At 68.3% G+C, this 17,735-nt stretch carries 14 protein-coding genes; 7 read left to right on the top strand and 7 right to left on the bottom strand.

The window, feature by feature from the left end; genetic code table 11:
- Nucleotides 1-14 precede the first annotated feature (14 nt).
- Genes Q9Q95_RS12025 through nagE form a run of 3 tightly spaced genes read left to right on the top strand, consistent with a single transcriptional unit; the run spans nt 15 to nt 6,498 of the window.
- Nucleotides 15-2,282, top strand: a complete 2,268-nt coding sequence (locus tag Q9Q95_RS12025; protein ID WP_306097300.1) for a beta-N-acetylhexosaminidase — start codon at nt 15-17, stop codon at nt 2,280-2,282.
- A 17-nt stretch (nt 2,283-2,299) separates the two neighbouring features.
- Nucleotides 2,300-4,747, top strand: coding sequence for a phosphoenolpyruvate--protein phosphotransferase (gene ptsP, locus Q9Q95_RS12030; RefSeq protein WP_306097302.1), 2,448 nt, complete (start codon nt 2,300-2,302; stop codon nt 4,745-4,747).
- The gene (nagE, locus tag Q9Q95_RS12035; protein WP_306097305.1) at nt 4,744-6,498 is read left to right on the top strand and encodes an N-acetylglucosamine-specific PTS transporter subunit IIBC; all 1,755 of its coding nucleotides are present in this window, start codon (nt 4,744-4,746) and stop codon (nt 6,496-6,498) included. The genes ptsP and nagE overlap by 4 nt, the downstream gene beginning before the upstream one ends.
- Here nagE and Q9Q95_RS12040 read toward each other — a convergent pair.
- Complete coding sequence (locus Q9Q95_RS12040) at nt 6,491-6,748, bottom strand: hypothetical protein (protein WP_306097307.1); 258 nt, start codon at nt 6,746-6,748, stop codon at nt 6,491-6,493. The genes nagE and Q9Q95_RS12040 overlap by 8 nt on opposite strands.
- Nucleotides 6,749-6,966: 218 nt before the next feature.
- Here Q9Q95_RS12040 and Q9Q95_RS12045 point away from each other — a divergent pair, with 218 nt between their 5' ends.
- Nucleotides 6,967-7,665, top strand: a complete 699-nt coding sequence (locus tag Q9Q95_RS12045) for a FadR/GntR family transcriptional regulator (RefSeq protein WP_306097310.1) — start codon at nt 6,967-6,969, stop codon at nt 7,663-7,665.
- 7 nt (nt 7,666-7,672) lie between these two features.
- On the opposite strand, the gene Q9Q95_RS12050 is transcribed toward Q9Q95_RS12045, so the two are convergent.
- The 6 genes from Q9Q95_RS12050 to Q9Q95_RS12075 form a co-directional block, all read right to left on the bottom strand.
- Nucleotides 7,673-9,064: an efflux transporter outer membrane subunit gene (locus tag Q9Q95_RS12050; protein WP_306097313.1), complete on the bottom strand. Its 1,392-nt coding sequence runs from the start codon at nt 9,062-9,064 to the stop codon at nt 7,673-7,675.
- A gap of 5 nt (nt 9,065-9,069) precedes the next feature.
- Nucleotides 9,070-10,173: an ABC transporter permease gene (locus Q9Q95_RS12055; RefSeq protein WP_306097315.1), complete on the bottom strand. Its 1,104-nt coding sequence runs from the start codon at nt 10,171-10,173 to the stop codon at nt 9,070-9,072.
- The gene (locus tag Q9Q95_RS12060) at nt 10,174-11,301 is read right to left on the bottom strand and encodes an ABC transporter permease (RefSeq protein WP_306097317.1); all 1,128 of its coding nucleotides are present in this window, start codon (nt 11,299-11,301) and stop codon (nt 10,174-10,176) included.
- Between the two features lie 62 nt (nt 11,302-11,363).
- Nucleotides 11,364-13,088 (bottom strand): ATP-binding cassette domain-containing protein, encoded by a 1,725-nt coding sequence (locus tag Q9Q95_RS12065; RefSeq protein ID WP_306097319.1) that lies wholly within the window; start codon nt 13,086-13,088, stop codon nt 11,364-11,366.
- A gap of 103 nt (nt 13,089-13,191) precedes the next feature.
- On the bottom strand, nt 13,192-14,199 hold the full coding sequence (locus tag Q9Q95_RS12070) for an HlyD family efflux transporter periplasmic adaptor subunit (RefSeq protein ID WP_306097321.1): 1,008 nt from the start codon (nt 14,197-14,199) through the stop codon (nt 13,192-13,194).
- On the bottom strand, nt 14,196-14,816 hold the full coding sequence (locus Q9Q95_RS12075) for a CerR family C-terminal domain-containing protein (RefSeq protein WP_306097322.1): 621 nt from the start codon (nt 14,814-14,816) through the stop codon (nt 14,196-14,198). The genes Q9Q95_RS12070 and Q9Q95_RS12075 overlap by 4 nt, the downstream gene beginning before the upstream one ends.
- A 149-nt stretch (nt 14,817-14,965) precedes the next feature.
- Here Q9Q95_RS12075 and Q9Q95_RS12080 point away from each other — a divergent pair, with 149 nt between their 5' ends.
- The 3 genes from Q9Q95_RS12080 to Q9Q95_RS12090 all read left to right on the top strand — a co-directional run bounded on the left by Q9Q95_RS12080 (nt 14,966) and on the right by Q9Q95_RS12090 (nt 17,666).
- A complete protein-coding gene (locus tag Q9Q95_RS12080) occupies nt 14,966-15,577 on the top strand; it encodes a TetR/AcrR family transcriptional regulator (protein ID WP_306097324.1) in 612 nt (203 codons plus the stop codon).
- A 425-nt stretch (nt 15,578-16,002) separates the two neighbouring features.
- The gene (locus Q9Q95_RS12085) at nt 16,003-16,401 is read left to right on the top strand and encodes a hypothetical protein (protein ID WP_306097327.1); all 399 of its coding nucleotides are present in this window, start codon (nt 16,003-16,005) and stop codon (nt 16,399-16,401) included.
- On the top strand, nt 16,398-17,666 hold the full coding sequence (locus Q9Q95_RS12090; RefSeq protein WP_306097329.1) for an efflux RND transporter periplasmic adaptor subunit: 1,269 nt from the start codon (nt 16,398-16,400) through the stop codon (nt 17,664-17,666). The genes Q9Q95_RS12085 and Q9Q95_RS12090 overlap by 4 nt, the downstream gene beginning before the upstream one ends.
- Nucleotides 17,667-17,735: the final 69 nt, after the last annotated feature.

Below are 17,735 nucleotides of genomic sequence, written 5' to 3' on the forward strand. Positions count from 1 at the left end.
GTCGGGAGCCTGGTTTGATCTATCTTTCTCGATTGCTGCTCGGGCTGGGTGCCGCGCTGGCCTCCACCCCGGTCGCAGCGCAGGCGCCGAAGCTGTTGCCGTTGCCGGCCGAGTTGCACGCCGGACAGGGCGCGCTCGCCGTGAGCGCGAAGACCGTTCTGCTGGTGCCGGCCGAAGACGCGGGTGCCCGCATTGCCGCCGAACGCCTCGCCGCCTTGATCGCTGGGTCGCGCGGGTTGAAGCTCGCCATCGGCACGCGCAGCGCCGGTGCACCGATCCGCTTCGTCCGCGCCGCGACCGGCAAGGCCGAAAGCTACCGGCTCGAAGTGACGCCGCGCGGTGCTGTGATTACCGCGGGCGACGATGCCGGCCTGCTCTATGGCGCGGTCACCCTGTGGCAGGCGATGACCCAGGCGCCGGGCAAAGGCGCGGTGTCGATCCCGGCCTTCGGCGTGGCAGACGCACCGCGGTTCGGCTGGCGCGGGCTGATGCTCGACAGCGCCCGCCACTTCCAGTCGCCGGCCTATGTCCGGCAGCTGATCGACTGGATGGCGGTCAACAAGCTCAACACGCTGCACTGGCATCTGGTCGACGATCAGGGCTGGCGGATCGAGATCAAGAAATATCCCAAGCTCACCGAGATTTCGGGCTGGCGCCATCCTGCGACTGCGCCGGGCGCGCCGCAACTGCCGAAGATCGGCGGCTTCTACTCGCAGGACGAGATCAAGGCGATAATCGCCTATGCGGCGCAGCGCAACATCACGATCATTCCCGAAATCGAGATGCCGGGCCATGCTCTCGCGGCGATCCGGGCCTATCCCGAGCTGGGCACCGGGGTGCCGATCCCGCCGGGCACCGAGAGCGACTGGGGGGTCTTCCCATGGCTCTACAATCTCGACGACAAGACCTTCAATTTCCTAGAGAATGTGCTCGACGAGGTGATCGCTCTGTTCCCGTCGCGTTATGTCCATGTCGGCGGCGACGAGGCGACCAAGGAGCAGTGGAAGGGCTCGGCCGAAATCCAGGCGCGGATGAAGGCGCTGGGCATCAAGGACGAGACCGCGCTCCAGGCCGCGTTCATGCACCAGATCGGCGAGCATCTGACCAGGCGCGGGCGCAAGCTGATCGGCTGGGACGAGATTCTCGAAGGCGACGACGTGCCGCCCGATGCGACGATCACGTCATGGCGCGGCGTCGAGGGCGCGATCACCGCGGCCAAGGCGGGGCATGACGCCGTGCTCAGCCCGTCGCCGACGCTCTATTTCGACAACCGCCAGGGCTTTAGCGACAGCGAGCCGCCCGGGCGCGGAAACCTGATCGACCTGAAGACGGTCTACGGCTTCGAGCCCGTGTCCGCCGAGATACCGGCGGCGCAACAGCATCACGTCCTCGGCGTGCAGGCCAATCTGTGGGCCGAGCATGTCCGCACCGAAGCGCGTTCGATGTGGATGCTGTTTCCGCGCGCTTCCGCGGTGGCCGAGATCGGCTGGTCGGCCAAAGCGGCGCGCAACTATGACGGTTTCGTCGACCGCCTGATTCCGCAGATGGAGCGGATGCGCGCCTTGAAGCTGGAACCCGCGTCGAGCGCGTTCGCGGTGACGCCGGATTATGGCTATGCGGCGGGAAGCGACGGCGCGACCGTGGCACTCGCCAACCAGTCGGGGCTGGAGATGCGCTACACCCTCGACGGCAGCGCGGTGACGGCCACGTCGCCGGTCTATCGCAGTCCGGTGACGGTGCGTTTTCCGACCCAATTCAAGGCCGCGTCGTTCCACAACGGCCGCGCCTTGCCCGGCGCTCTCGCGGAGACCGTCACCGCGCAGCGGATGCGCTGGCGCAGCGACGAGATGCTCAAGACCTGCACCAGGAAGGTCGTTCTCGCGCTCGAGGACGATTATCCGGCCACGGGCAAGCGCGCGACCTTCGTCACCGACATCTTCAATCCGTGCTGGCTGTGGGAGAAGGCGCCGGTGGGCGACGCGAGGCAGATCGCGATCACCGTCGGGCAAGTGCCGTTCAACTTCCAGATCGGCAAGGACATCGACGGCATCAAATTCGCGGCGCCGGCGACGCCCGAAGGCGAGTTCGAAGTCCGTGCCGGTGGTTGCGAGGGGCCGCGCGTGGCGACCTTGCCGCTGGCGCCTGCGGCGGGCAATCCGGGGCTGACCCGGCTGACCGGCGCGCTCGTGCCGCGCGCCGGCAACGACACTCTGTGCGTTACCTATACCGCCAAAGGGGTCGAGCCAATGTGGGCGGTCGACGCGATCGAGCTGATTCCGTGAGTGGTATGATGGTTGAAATGGTTACGTTGACTGCCCCCTTTGCCGGCTGGCTCGCGCCGCTGGAGGCCGTCCCCGACGCGGTGTTCGCCGAACGGATGATGGGAGACGGCTTCGCGATCGATCCGATCGAAGGCTTGCTGCGCGCGCCCGCGGCGGGCGAGGTGCTGTCGGTTCCGGAGAGCGCGCACGCCGTGACGCTGCGGCTCGACAACGGGGCCGAGCTGCTGCTGCATATCGGGCTCGAGACCGTCGCGCTGGGCGGCACGGGCTTCTCGGCCAAGGTTATCGCGGGGCAGCGCGTCGCGGCGGGCGATGTGCTGATCGAATTCGACATGGACACCGTCGTGGAAGCGGCGAAGGCGCTGATCACCCCGGTGGTGCTCGCCAATGACGGCTATGTCCTGACGCTCGAGGCGACCGATCGTCTCGTCCAAGCAGGCGCGAGCGTCGCCCGGATCGCGCGCACCGCGTCGCGCGAAACGATCCGTAGCGCGGCGGCCGAAGAGCGTTTCGAGCGCGACGTGACCGTCGATGCCACGCATGGAATCCATGCGCGCCCGGCCGCGCGGATCGCGGCGGCGCTGCGGCCGTTCGTCGCCGAAGTCACGCTGGGCGCCGGAGACAAGAGCGCGAACGCGCGCAGCACCGTGGCCTTGCTCGGGCTCGGCGTGGGTTCGGGTGCGACGGTGCGGATCGCCGGCACGGGCGCAGATGCGCGTGCCGCGGTCGACGCGGTCGCCGAGCTGATCCTGTCAGGGCTGGGCGAGCACGGCGCCGCGACTCCCGCAACGCCGGCGATCCGTTCGCAAGGTCCGGTCTGTGCATCGCCGGGCCTCGCGATCGGACAAGCGCTGCAGCTCAGGGCCGCCGATCAGGCGGTGCCGCAGGACGGCGTGGATGCCGCGGCGGAACGCGCTGCGCTGGACGCTGCGCTCGCGCAGATCACCGGGGAGCTGGCCGGCGCCCGCGGCGCCGCGGCCGAGATCGCCGAGGCGCATCGCGCATTGCTCGACGATCCCGAGCTGATCCGCGCCGCCGACGAACAGGTCGCTGCCGGACGCAGCGCCGGCTTTGCGTGGCGCGCGGCAACCGGGCAGGCCGCCGACGCGATCCGCGCGACCGGCGACGCGCTGCTGATGGAGCGTGTCGCCGATCTCAAGGATCTCGAGCGGCAGGTCGTCGCGGCCCTGCTCGGCACACCGGGTACGAGCGTTCCGGCGCTGCGGCCCGATACGATCCTGATCGCCGAGGACCTGCTGCCTTCGCAATTCCTCGCGCTCGATACCGCGAACCTCGCTGGAATCTGCACCGCGGCGGGCGGCCCGACCTCGCATGTCGCGATCCTCGCCGCTTCGGCTGGCATTCCGATGCTGGTTGCGGCGGGCGAGGGGGTGCTGGCGATCGCCGAAGGCACACCGATCATCCTCGATGCGGATATCGCTACGATCGTGGTCGACCCGGCCCCCGAAGCGCTGGCGGAAGCGAGCGAGCGGCTTGCCACAGCGCGCGAACGCCGGGCACGCGACGCCGCCGAGGCGCACCAGCCTTGCCGCATGGCCGACGGCACGCGGATCGAGATCTTCGCCAATCTGGGGTCGGTGACCGACGCCGCGGCTGCGGTGGCCGCCGGCGCCGAAGGCTGCGGACTGCTGCGCACCGAATTCCTGTTCCTCGATCGCGAGACCGCGCCCGATGAAGAGGAGCAACGCGAGACCTTTTCGCGGATCGCCGCCACGCTCGGCGAGCGGCCGCTGATCGTCCGCACGCTCGACATCGGCGGCGACAAGCCGGTGCCCTATCTGCCTTCGGCGCACGAGGAGAATCCGGCGCTCGGCCTGCGCGGGGTGCGGCTGAGCCTCGCCCGGCCCGATCTGATGCGGCTCCAGCTCCGCGCGATCCTGCGCGGGGTGCCCGCGGCGCAATGCCGGATCATGCTGCCGATGGTCGCCGATCTGGGCGATTACCGGCCGGTCCGGGCACTGCTCGCCGAGGTCCAGACCGAACTGGGCGTGGTCGAGCCCGTGCAGCTCGGCGTGATGATCGAGACGCCCGCCGCCGCAATGCTCGCCGGCCAGATCGCGCGCGAGGCCGATTTCCTCTCGATCGGGACCAACGACCTGACTCAATATACTCTCGCCGCCGATCGCGGAAACGCCGCGGTTTCGCAGCGGATCGACGCGTTGCACCCCGCAGTGCTCCGGCTGATCCGCGAAGTGGGCAAGGGCGCGAAGGCGGCCGGGCGCTGGGCCGGGGTCTGCGGCGGGCTCGCTTCCGATCCACTCGCCGCACCGATCCTGATCGGGCTTGGCATTACGGAGCTTTCGGCGACCTCGGCAGCGATCCCCGGGCTCAAGGCAGTGGTCCGCAAGCTTGATTTGAACAATTGCGCCGCATTGGCGGAAAGGGCGTGCGATGCCACGTCCGCTGCCGAGGTGCGCGCGCTCGCCCGTGAGGCACTGGCATGAGTTTCCGACCCGCAACCCTGCTCGCCAAGGCGCAGCCGCTCGGCCGTGCGCTGATGCTGCCGATCGCCGTGCTGCCGATCGCCGCTTTGCTGCTCCGGCTGGGCCAGGCCGACATGCTCGGCATTCCCTTCGTGGCCGCGGCGGGCGAGGCGATCTTCTCCAATCTCGGCCTGTTGTTCGCAGCCGGCGTGTCGGTCGGGCTGGCGCGCGAGAATCACGGTGCCGCCTCGCTGGCGGGCGTGGTCGCCTATCTGGTCGCGGTCGAGGGCGCGAAGGTGCTGCTCCGTCTGCCGCCGGAAATCGCCTCCGCCGCCGCGCTGGAACAGGCTGCGTGGCGCGCCAAGGAAATCAGCAAATTGAGCGTCGCCGCCGGCATTCTCGCCGGGATCACCGCAGGCGTGCTCTATAATCGCTTCTCCGACATCAAGCTGCCCGACTATCTCGCATTCTTCGCCGGCCGTCGCTTCGTGCCGATCGTCGCGGGCCTCGCCGGACTGGTCGGCGCGGTGCTGTTCGGCGTGGGCTTTCCTTGGTTCGAGACCGGCATCAACACGCTCAGCCGCTGGGTACTCGGCGCAGGGCCGATCGGACTATTCCTGTTCGGGCTGCTCAACCGGCTGCTGTTGGTCACCGGGCTGCATCACATCCTCAACAACATCCCGTGGTTCATCCTCGGCGATTTCAACGGCGCGACCGGCGACATCAAGCGCTTCTTCGCCGGCGATCCGAGCGCGGGCGCCTTCATGGCGGGCTTCTTCCCCGTGATGATGTTCGGGCTGCCCGCCGCGTGCCTGGCGATGTACCGCAACGCGCTGCCGGGGCGCCGCAAGGCAGTGGGCGGACTGTTGCTCAGCCTCGCGCTCACCTCGTTCCTGACCGGCGTCACCGAGCCGATCGAGTTCAGCTTCATGTTCCTGGCACCCGTGCTCTACGTCATCCATGCGGTGCTGACCGGCATTTCGATGGTGCTGATGGACGCGCTCGGAGTAAAACTCGGCTTCGGCTTTTCGGCAGGGCTGATCGATTACGTGCTCAATTTCGGGCTCGCCACCCAGCCGCTGCTGCTGCTCCCGGTCGGCGCGGCCTATTTCGCGATCTATTATTTCGCGTTCAGCTGGAGCATCCGGCGCTGGGACCTCAAGACCCCTGGTCGCGATATGGAGGTGACGCTTGCGGCGCAGCAGGCGGCGGTGGGCGCGCGCGGACCCGCGGTGCTCGGTGCGCTGGGCGGCACCGCCAATGTTCGCAGCGTCGATGCCTGCACCACCAGGCTGCGGCTGGTGGTCGGCGATTTCGCGGCGATCGACGAAAATGCCCTGCGCGCCCTGGGCGCACGCGGCGTGCTCAAGCTCGACAATGGCGCGCTGCAGGTCGTGTTCGGACCGATTGCGGATCAGGTGGCGGGCGAAGTGCGCGCGGCGATGGCGGCAGGCCCGGTTGCGGCGCCCACGACGCCTGTCGCCATACCTGCGATGCCGGCCGCCGCGGCGGCTCCCGTGGCTCCGGCGGTGCCTGCTTTCGACGCTGAAGTCATTGCGCGTGCGCTGGGGGAAGGGAATATCCGCGCGGTTCGCGCCCGGGGTACGCGGTTGCTCGTCGAGTTGGCGGATCTTGCGAAGATCGACCGTTCGGCGCTGGCGCGCGGCGGGATTCTCGCGGCGTTGGTCCCCGACGATGCCGCACGGCCGGTGCATTTGATCGCCGGCGGCGCGACTGCCGCGCTGGCGCAGGCGCTTCAGCCGGTCAGGTAGCGCGCCGGATCAGTCCGGCGCGGTCCGCCTCGACGACGTCGGCGTAGGAGACCCGTCCGGTCTCGCTCTCGATCCAGCATTCGGCATCGCCGTACCCGCCCTGCCGCACCAATACGAAGGCGCAGTCGCCGAACGGGCCGAACAACGCCGTGACCGGGCCGCCGCGCGCGGAGGGCCGGTTGACATAGACTTCGGCAAAGGCGCTCATCGGCGGCAGATTGACGGCAGCAGCGCCGCACATCGTGTCCATAACCCCTCCAGGTCCCCGTCCCTTTCTTCCGATTTCCGCGGCTTCTGTGGCTGCGTGCTGAATCGGTTGGACAGGTTTGGAGTATGCCGTGCCATTTCGGCGCGTCAATCGGCAAATCTGCGGCCAGATCGTATAATCTGTCTAACCAATAGGTCTTACACGACTTGGCAGGCCGCTGCGTTTGGGACTATTTTCCGACGAGGGAAGGGGAGGGCCGATTGGCACAGGGAATTGCGCATCCGGGCGAGGGGAGGCTTGCCGATCGCGCCTATGCGCAGATCGTCGAGATCATCAACGGCGGCGATCTCCAGATCGGCGACCGGTTGCCCTCCGAACCGCGGCTCGCCGAGAGGTTCGGCATGTCGCGCACGGTGGTGCGCGAGGCGCTGGTGCGGCTCGCCGCCGACGGCATCACCGAGGCACGGCGCGGCGCGGGCTCGTACATCATGCGGCGCCCCTCCGAGCGGCTCGGCGCGCATATGCCGATGGCCGAATTGTCGGCGACGCTCGGCACCTATGAAGTGCGTTTCGTGCTCGAGGCCGAGGCCTGCCGGCTCGCGGCGATGCGCCGCTCGCCCGAGCAGATGGAGACGATCCAGCGGGCGATGGACGCGCTGCGCGACGCCCTGCATTCGAACGGGCCGGCGCACGAAGAGGATTGGGTGCTCCATCGGTCGATCTTCGAGGCGACCGCCAATCCGGCGTTCGTCGCGGCATTCGATCATCTCGAAGAGGGAATCTACCGGATCCTGCGCGCCGGGGTCGACATCTCGCGGGCAAGGCCCCCGGAAGCGATCGGGGCGATGATCACCGAGCACGAGATGGTGGTCGAGGCGATCCGTGCGCAGGACGCCGACGCCGCCGCACTGGCGATGCGCTGGCATTTGTCGCAGGGGCGGAAGCGGTTGATGCCCTGAGCGGCGGCTAGCGCCAGCCCCCGCCGAGCGCCTTGTAGAGCGCGATCGCCGCCTGACCCTTGGCCGCCTTTGCCTGATCGGCGCGCCGCTCCGCACCGAGCAGCGACTGGCGCGCGCGGGCGAGGGTCAACCGGTCGTCCTCGCCGCTGGTGGCGCGCTTGTCGGCCAGCGCAAAGGCTGCGCGTTCGCGTTCCGCTGCTGCGCCAGCCTCGGCTTCGGCGGTGCGGGCGTTGAGGAAGCGGTTGATCGCCGCCTCGCTGTCCGACAGCGCGCCGAGCACGGCCTTTTCGTAGCGCGCGGCGGCGCCTTGGGCGCGCGCGTCGGCGGCACGGATCTGCGCGCGGATCGTCCCGCCCGAGAAGATCGGCCAGGAGAAGCTCGGACCGATCTGAAGCCGGGTGCTGTCCCCCGAGAAGAGATCGCCTGGCGTCCGCGCCTGCTGGCCGAGGCTGCCGATCAGGCTGAAGCGCGGGAACAGGTCCGCGGTGGCGACGCCGATATCGGCGGTCGCGGCGGCGAGCTCGCGCTCGGCGCGGCGGATGTCGGGGCGGCGCTCGAGCAACTCGGAGCGCACGCCGATCAGGATGCGGTCGGGGCTGGCCGGCAGCGGCGCGGGCTTGCGCAGCGCGGGGGCGATTTCCTCGGGCGGCGCGCCGACCAGGGCCGCGATCCGGTACGCTGCTGCCGCCCCGCGGGCCTCGGCATCGGGCACCGCCGCGGCGCTGGTCCGTGCGGCGCCCTCGGCGCGTTCGAGGTCGAGCCGCGATGCCTCGCCGGCGTCGAGGCGCAGCCGGGTCAGCCGCGCGAGTTCGGCGTCCGAGCCCGCGAGCGCCTGTGCGCTGGCCGCGTCCGCCTGTGCGGCGCGCAGATCGAAATAGCTCCGCGCGACTTCGCCGATCAGGGTCAGCATCACGTCGCGCCGGCCGAACAAGGCCGCCTCGGCGCGCGCGTTCGCGGCTTCGGTCTGGCGGGTGCGGCGGCCCCAGAAATCGAGTTCCCAGCTGGCGTCGAAGCCGAGGTCGAACAGGCGGAACTCGCGGTCGACGCCGGGGATGTTGCCGATCGGCAGCTGGCCGTTCTCGCTCAGCCGGTTCTCGGTGACCGAGCCCTTGGCCTCGAGGCTTGGCAGCCGTCCGCCCGCCACGGCGTCGCGATTGGCGCGAGCTTCGGCGAGGCGTGCTTCGGCTTCGCGCAGGTCGGGGGCGCTGGCCAGCGCACGGTCGACCAGCGCCGCGAGCTGGGGGTCGCCGAACCCGTCCCACCAGGCGAGGTCGACCGCGCCGGGAGTGCCGGGCTCGAGCCACGGCGCCTGGCTCGCCGCGGTGGGCGCGGGGCGCTGATAGTCGGGGCCGACGGTGCAGCCGGCGAGGACGAGGGCGAGCAGGGGCAGGCGGGGCATTCGGGTCACTCCATGCGCGCGCGGAACAGCCAGGCCGATGCGGAGAGCGTCGCGCAGGCGATCAGCGCGAGCGGCCAGAGCTGGTGGAACACGGCGGCGGCGGGCATCGCCTTGAGGAACAACCCCTGGACGATGACGAGGAAATAGCGGGCAGGATCGAGATAGGTCACGACCTGGAGCCAGCCGGGCATGTTGTCGATCGGGCTGGCATAGCCCGAGAGCAAGATCAGCGGCGTGGTGATCAGGAACACCCCGAGAAACGCCTGTTGCTGGGTCCTGGCGATCGCCGAGACGAGCATGCCGAGCCCGATCAATGCGAGCATGTACATCGCGAGGCTGAGGAAGAAGAGCAGGAGCGATCCGGTGAACGGCACCCCGAACACCAAAGGCGCGATCACCAGATAGAGGCTGCCGTTGATCATCCCGATGACGAAGGGCGGGACCATCTTGCCGATCAATATTTCGTGGACCCGCAAGGGCGAGACCATCAGCTGGTCGAACGTCCCCAATTCGCGTTCGCGCGCCACCGATTGCGAAGTGATCGCGAGGCCCGCGACCGAGGTGATGATCGCCACCAGCGACGGCAAGGTGAACCAGATATAATCGAGCGCGGGATTGTACCAATTGGTGATCACGCTCCCCGGCGGCGCCGACGGACCCGGCCGGGCGACGAGATCCGCACCGACGCTGCCGACGATCTGGGTGAGATAGCCGTTGACGATCTGCGCGGCGTTCGACCGGCGGCCGTCGAGCACCACGCCGACCGTCGCCGGCTTGCCTGCGGCGACCCGCCGATCGAAATCCTCGTCGATCACCAGCGCGGCGATGACCTTCTGGTTGTCGATCGCCTCGCGCAATTCGTGCGGGCTGCGCAGCGGCACGATCTTGCGGAAATTGGGGCTGCCGGCGATGCGGCTGACGATCTCCGCCGAATGCGCCCCCGAGCTGCGGTCGAAGATCGCGACGTCGACATTCTTGACGTCGAGCGTGGTCGCGAAGGTGAAGATGAACAGCTGCATCAACGGCGGCACGAACAATACGATGCGCGACTTGGGATCGCGCAGCACCGCCCACATCTCCTTGACGATCATGGCCAAGAGCCGGCGCATCTAGTCGAGACTCCGGCGAGTGACGCGGAACGAGAGCAGGAAGAAGACCAGCCCGAAGCCGAGCATGATACCGATATTGGGTAGCAACAGCGCCCATTGGTCGCCGGCGAGGAACACCGATTCGAGACAGGGAATCAGGTAGCGCGCGGGGACCAGATAGGTCAGCGCCTGGATCGGCCATGGCATCGAACTGATCTCGTAGATGAAGCCCGAGAGCAGGAAGGTCGGCAGGAATGCGGAGAGCAAGGCGATCTGGCTCGCGACGAACTGGTTCTTGGTCGCCGAGGAAATGAACAGCCCGAGCCCCAATGCGGGCATCAGGAATGCCGATCCGACGATGAACAATGCGAACACCGATCCGCGGAACGGCACGCCGAACACGAACACACCAATGACGGTGCACAGCGCCATCGAGGCGAGCGCGAGCAGGTAATAGGGGATCACCTTGCTGGCGATGAACTCGGCCATCGAGATCGGGGTGGCCATCATCGCCTCCATCGTGCCGCGCTCCCATTCGCGCGCGACGACCAGCGCCGTGAGCAAGGTGCCAATCATCGTCATGACGTTGGCGATCGATCCGGGGACGAGGAAATAGCGGCTCTTGAGCTCGGGATTGTACCAGAAGCGCGCCGACAGGCTGACCGGCGGTCCGGCGGCGGCGGGGTTGCGCTCGAGCCCTTCGGCCGCCGCCCATTGCGCCCGCACCCCCTCGGCATAGGCCGCGGCGAAATTGGCGGTGTTGGGCTGCGATCCATCGGCGATGATCTGGATCGCGGGCGCGCGGCCGCGCTTGACGCCCTCGCCGAAATCCTGCGGGATGACGATGATCGCGCGCAGGTCGCCGGCGACCATCGCCTCGCGCACCGGCTGGATCGTCCGCGCCATGCGGACCTCGAAATAGCGCGAGGTCTGATAGGCCTGCGCCAATCGCAGCGCCGGCGCGCTCGAATCCTGCAGCACCACGCCGATCCGCGTCCGGCTGCTGTCGAGCGACACCGCATAGCCGAACAGGAACAACAGGATCATCGGCAGCACGAAGGCGATCAGGAAGGTCGAAGGATCGCGCAAGATCTGCGCGGCTTCCTTGCGGACGAGCGCGGCGAGGCGGCGGGCGGAGAAGGTGCTCATCCCGATCTCACAATAGTGCTCCTGCTTTCGCAGGAGCACGCGCGAGGAGACGTGATGGCTTCTCACGCCGCCTCCCTTTCGCCGCGGTTGCGATCGAATTCCTCGATCAGGGCGATGAAGGCGTCTTCCATCGTCGGATCGTCGAGGCCTGCCAGCTTGCCGGCCTGCGCCTTGAGCTCGTCGGGGGTGCCGGTGGCGATCTGTTCGGCGCGGTAGATCAAGGTGACGCGGTCGCAATATTCGGCCTCGTCCATGAAATGGGTGGTGACCAATACGGTCACCCCCTTCTCGACCAGCCCGTTGATATGGGTCCAGAACTCGCGGCGAGTCACCGGATCGACGCCCGAAGTCGGCTCGTCGAGGAACAGGACCGGCGGCTCGTGCATCACCGCACAGGCCAGCGCGAGGCGCTGCTTGAAGCCGAGCGGCAGGGTGCCGGCATTGACGTCGAGCTTGCCCTTCAGCTCGAAGATCTCGATCATCGCCTCGATCGCGCGCTTCGCCTTGTCTCGGTCGAGATCGTAGGCGCCGGCGAAGAAGTCGAGATTCTGGCGGACGCTGAGATCGCCGTAGAGCGAGAATTTCTGGGCCATGTACCCGAGTGAGGCGCGGGCATCGGCGCGCGAGCGGCGCAGATCGTGCCCGGCCACCGCGCCGCTGCCGCTGGTCGGGGTCAGCAATCCGCAGAGCATCTTGAAGGTGGTCGACTTGCCCGCGCCATTGGGCCCGAGCAGCCCGAAGATCTGCCCGCGCGGAATCTGGAAATGCATGTCGCTCGCCGCAACGAAATCGCCGAAGCGTCGCGTCAGCCCCTTCGCCTCGATCGCGCATTCGCTGCTGTCGGGGATCGTCCGATAGCGTTCGGCGAGCGCGCTGGTGCCCTTGGGTCCGCCGCCCAGCCGCTCGATAAAGCCGTCCTCGAAGCGGGGCGGGGCGGCCTCCACCGCGCCGTCCACGGCGTCGAGCGATTGCGGGGTGGGAGCGGGGGCGCCCTCCGCCATCAGCAGCCGCACCGATCGCCCCTGGATCGTCCCGTCGATCACTTCGCCGCGATCGAGCTTGCGCGTCAGAAAGTGGCGGCGCCGATCCTTGAAGCCGGTGACGCGGAACACCCGATCGGCGACCTTGCCGGTGAGATCGGCCGGCGGGCCATCGAACAGCAATTTGCCTTCGTTGAGCAGATAGACGTGATCGCACTTCTCGGCTTCATCGAGATAGGCGGTAGACCACAGGACTCCGATCCCCTGATCGGTCAGGTCGCCGACCATCGCCCAGAGTTCGCGCCGCGAGATCGGATCGACGCCGACCCCGGGCTCGTCGAGCAGCAGAACTTTCGGGGTCTTGACCAATGCGCAGGCGAGACCGAGCTTCTGCTTCATGCCGCCGGAGAGCTTGCCGGCGAGACGGTCCTGAAAGCGCGCGAGGTCGGTGAAATCGAGCAGCCGGTCGAAACTCTCCTTGTGCTCGGATGCGGGAAGGCCGCGGACTTCGGCATAGAGGGTGAGATTCTCGAGGACGGTGAGGTCTTCGTACAATCCGAAACGCTGCGGCATGTAACCGAGATCGTCGAGCCGCTGTCCCGGAATGGCGCCGAGCATTTCGACTTTGCCTTCGGTCGGCGCCATCAGCCCGGCGAGGATGCGGATCAGCGTGGTCTTGCCCGCGCCATCGGGGCCAACGAGGCCGGTGACCTTGCCCGGTGCGATCGCCATCGAGACGCCGTCGAGCGCAGCGAGGGCGTCGAAGCGTTTGACGAGGTCGGTGGTGCGGGCGATGGTCTCGGTCACGATTCCAGTGCTCCTGAGAAAGCAGGAGCCCAGAGGCGCAAGCGAGCCACTCCGGACCCTGGGCTCCTGCTTTTGCAGGAGCACTGCTTCAGGAGTCTCGTCGTCACTTTTCGACTCGCATCCGCGCGCCGATCACCTGCACCGTCACCGGCTGACCCTGGCGCAGCGCGTCGTCGGGATCGTCGACGATCACGCGGACCTGATAGACGAGGTCGGTGCGCAGATTCTCGGTCTCGACCGACTTGGGCGTGAATTCGGCGCGCGGCGCGATATAGCCGATCGTCCCGCGATAGGCCTTGGGGTTGCCGTCGGCGCGCACCTGCACCTTCATCCCCGGACTGATCCGGCTGAGATCGGTCTCGGCGACATAAGCGCGCACTCGCATCGGCCGATCGATCGACAAGGTCAGCACCGTCTCGCCCGGCTGGACGATCGCACCGGGCTCGCGAGCGCGGGTGACGATCGTACCCGCGCTCGCCGCCGCCAGCCGCGTATCCGAACGATCGGTCGCCACACTTGCCCGCGCCGCCTGTGCGGATCGGAACTCGGCGGCGGCGGCGGCTACATCTTCGCGTCGCGTTCCCGCCTGGAGCAGCGAAAGCCCCTGCCGCGCCTCGGCGAGCTGGGCGGCGGCACGATCGCGATCGGCGCGGGTCTGTTCCCACAGGTCGCGGCTGATCGCGCCGGGGCCGACCAGCGTCTCGCGTCGCGCGTAATCGCGCCGGGCATTGTCGTAGACCGCCTCCGCCGCCGCGACCCGCGCCCGCGCCTGTGCCACGTCCTGCGCCCGCGCGCCGTTTCGCGCCTTGTCGTAATTGGCCTGGGCCTGCGCCACGCGCGCATCGGATTCGGCGATGCGGCTGTCGATCGTGGCGGTGTCGAGCGCCGCCAGGAGCTGGCCCTGCGTTACCTTGGCGCCTTCGTCGACGCCGATCGCGGCAATCCGCCCGCCGACGCGAAAGCCCATATCGACTTCGCGGATGTCGACATTGCCATAGAGGCTGAGCTCGGTCTGGGGCCGAGCGGGCATCAGCCCGAAGCCGCGGGTGAAGATCGCCGCCACGACGAGCACCACGACGATTGCGAGCACGATCAGGCGACGGCGGTTCATTGCGGCTTCTCCGAAAGAATGCAGAGCACGTTGGCGCGAAGGCGCGCGCGCAGCAGTGCGGCGGTGCCGTCGTCGATCTGGTCGACCTGCAGCGCCCGGCACACTGCAGCACGGCCCGCGCGCAGCACCATCGCCTGGCCGAACAGCAGAATCGCCATCGCGACCGCGTCCCGCCGGGCGAGGTCGGGCCGCGCGCGGCCGATCAGCTCGATGAACGCGTCGAGAATCGGCTGCATCGCTTTGGCGAACAATATGTCGAACGCCTCGGTCGGGAATTGCTGCTCGCGGATGATGAAGCGCGACCAGGCTTCGGTCTCGGGCCGGAGCATCATCTGGGCGAGGCCGTCGAGGATCGCGGCGAGCGCTTCGGTGGCCGCGCCGCCCGATTCGCGCCCCGCCGCCACTGCGCGTGCGACCGACTCGCTCTGAAGGGCGCGAATCGCGGCGGCGATATGCTCGGCAGCGGCGAGGTAGAGGCCCTGCTTCCCGCCGAAATGATAGGTGATCGACGACATCGCGGTGCCCGAGGCGCGCGCGATGTCGCGGGTGCTGGCGCCTTCGAAGCCGAGTCTGCCGAACTGGTCGATCGCCGTATCGAGGAGCGTAGCAGAGACCATGGACCCCTTCGTTCGTTCGAACGAACAGTGCATATGCTTGCATCTTTGGCCGGGCAAGGCCCTTGTGCGCCAGTGGCTTGCACCCGATTGACCGGCTACGCGTTAATACTAGTGTATTTTCCACAGTTTGCGATTATGTACCGATCATTATGAAACTTGATATCTGTTCTGCCGCCAAAGGGCGCCCGCGCGAATTCTGCGTCGACGAGGCGCTCGCCCAAGCCCTGCGCGTGTTCTGGAGCAAGGGCTATGAGGGCGCCTCGCTCACCGACCTGACCGATGCGATGGGGATCACCCGGCCCAGCCTCTATGCCGCGTTCGGCAACAAGGAGGCGCTGTTCCGCAAGGCGCTCGACCTCTACGAGCGCGAGAAGCTCTGCTACATGTCGCAGGCGCTCGACGCGCCGACGGCACGCGACGTGGCCGAGCGGCTGCTGCGCGGGGCGCTGGAGATGCAGACCAGCGATTGCGAGCCGCGCGGCTGCCTGCGCGTGATCAGCTCGGTCGCCTGCGGAGTCGAGGCCGAATCGATCCGCGAAGAAGTCATCGCCCGGCGCAAATCTTCGTCGGACGCGCTGATCGCGCGATTCGAGAAGGCCGAAGCGGCGGGCGAGCTCCCCGAGCATATGAACGCCGAGGGGCTTTCCGGCTATCTGGTGGCGCTGCTGCAAGGGCTCGCCCTGCAGGCCGGGGCAGGGGCCAGCCGCGAAGAACTCGAGCGGCTGGTCGAGACCAGCCTCGCGGTATGGCCGACGAAATAGGCAGCGCCAGCGTTTGAGCAGTCGGATTTCGCCGCGTAGCGGCGCTGGGCGCCTCTCGCCCTCGAAATTTTGCGCTTTCCCCCTCTCGACAATAAAAATACCGGCCAGTATAGAAAGCCCTTGACGCAACGCAGCACGATTTCTATACCAGTCGGTATGGAAGTGAGAAGTCACCTTCGACAACGGGACCAGACGAAGGAACTGCCTATGCGTCAGCCTTGCAAACAGCGAGATCGGGCCACGGCCTGAACCATCGGCGCCCTGCGCGCCGATCCATTTTTTCCAGGCCATGCCTGCCCGGCGCGCGAGCGAGTTCGAGCGCGGGAGGCTTGCGCCTTCGCGACAATATTCGCCGGTGATCCCGTGGTCAGGTGCCGCGGGCGAGGAAGCGGTGCGTCCGCCGCCGGCCAGAAGGGAGAAGAATTATGGCCTATCTCAACTTTTCCGCGCTCGAAGGCAGCCCGGTCGCGGCGCCTGCCGACGTCGCCGCCGCGCCGCGTACCCAGACCGGCTTTTCCGCGCTCGAATGGCAAGTCGTGGCGATCGCGCAGCACGACCGGCTCTCGTCGCTCGAAAAACCGGGCAAGCTGGCGACGGCGCTCACCATGATCTTCGGCGGCCAGCGGCCCAATCCCGAACTCGCCGATACGCGGCTCGAGGCGCTTCGCCGCCTCGCGGTCCACGCCTGGCATCGCGGCTATACGGTGCCGCGCGCCGCGATCCGCGCCTTCCACGAGGCGGGCTTCTCTCTCGAACAATATGAAACGCTGCTCGCCAGCATCAGCCGGGGCCGGGCAGCCCTCAACCAGGGAAATCGTGCATGAACATGGTCACGCGTATCGAGTCCGTAGAACCCGGGCAGAGCGAGCCGGCGGCGCCGTCGAAGGGCCGACCGCTCTGGCAGAAGGGCGCGTTCGTCGCGCTGCCGGTCCTGCTGGTCGCCGGCGGCATGGGGCTCGCCAACCGCCAGGCCCCGGCGCTCGCCGCACCGCCGCCGCCGACCGTCACCGTCGCCCAGCCTTTGGTCCGTCAGGTCAACGAATGGGACGATTATGTCGGCCGCTTCGAGGCGAGCCGCAGCGTCGAGGTGCGTCCGCGCGTCTCGGGGCAGGTCGTCGGCATCCACTTCACCGACGGCGCGATCGTCCAGAAGGGCCAGTTGCTGTTCACGCTCGACGCGCGTCCGCTCGCCGCGGCGCTGGCCGAGGCCCGTGCGGGGCTCGCCACTGCCCAGAGCGACCTCGCGCTCGCCCGGTCCGATCTCGGCCGCGCCGAACGGCTGGTCGCGGCGGAGGCGGTGTCGAAGAGCGATGTCGAGCGCCTCCAGGCGCGCGTCCGTGCGGCCAACGCCTCGGTCGCGGCGGCGCAGGCGCGGGTTCGCGCCCGCGCGCTCGACGTCGAGTTCACGCAGGTCCGCGCCCCGATCGCCGGCCGCATCTCGGACCGCAAGGTCGATGCCGGCAATCTGGTCGCGGCCGGGGAAGGGGCGGGCGGTTCGCTGCTCACCACGATCAACGCGCTCGACCCGATCTATTTCAGCTTCGACGGATCGGAGGCCTTGTTCCTCAAGGCCAAGCGCGCCGCCGCCGCGGGCGGGGCCCAGTCGCCGGTCGAGATCCGCCTCCAGGACGAGACCGATTATCGCTGGAAGGGCGGGCTCGACTTCACCGACAACGGGCTCGATCCGCGGTCGGGGACGATCCGCGGCCGCGCCGTGCTGCGCAATCCGGAGATGTTCCTCACGCCCGGCATGTTCGGCAATATGCGGCTCTCGGCGGGCGGCACCACGCAGGCGCTGCTGATCCCCGATTCGGCGCTGTCGACCGATCAGGCGCGCAAGATCGTGATGACGGTGGGCAAGGACGGGACGCTTCAGCCCAGGCCGGTGACGGTCGGGCCGGTGGTCGACGGGCTGCGCATCGTCCGCGCGGGGCTCACCCCGCAGGACCGCGTCGTCCTCGCCGGTGCGCAGGTCGTGCCGCCGGGGACCAAGGTTCAGGTCAAGCCGGGCAAGATCGAGCCCCAGGCTGCGGCCGCAGCGCCGGTCGTATCGGCTCCGGTCACGGGCGAAGCCACTTTCGCTCGCTGACCGACCTGCCGCCGGGCGGTCCCCAAGAGCCCGGCGGCAGGACCCAATCTCACCACCGTTCGGCCTGAA

The organism is Sphingomonas sp. DG1-23, assembly GCF_030730875.1.
GTDB lineage: Bacteria > Pseudomonadota > Alphaproteobacteria > Sphingomonadales > Sphingomonadaceae > Sphingomonas.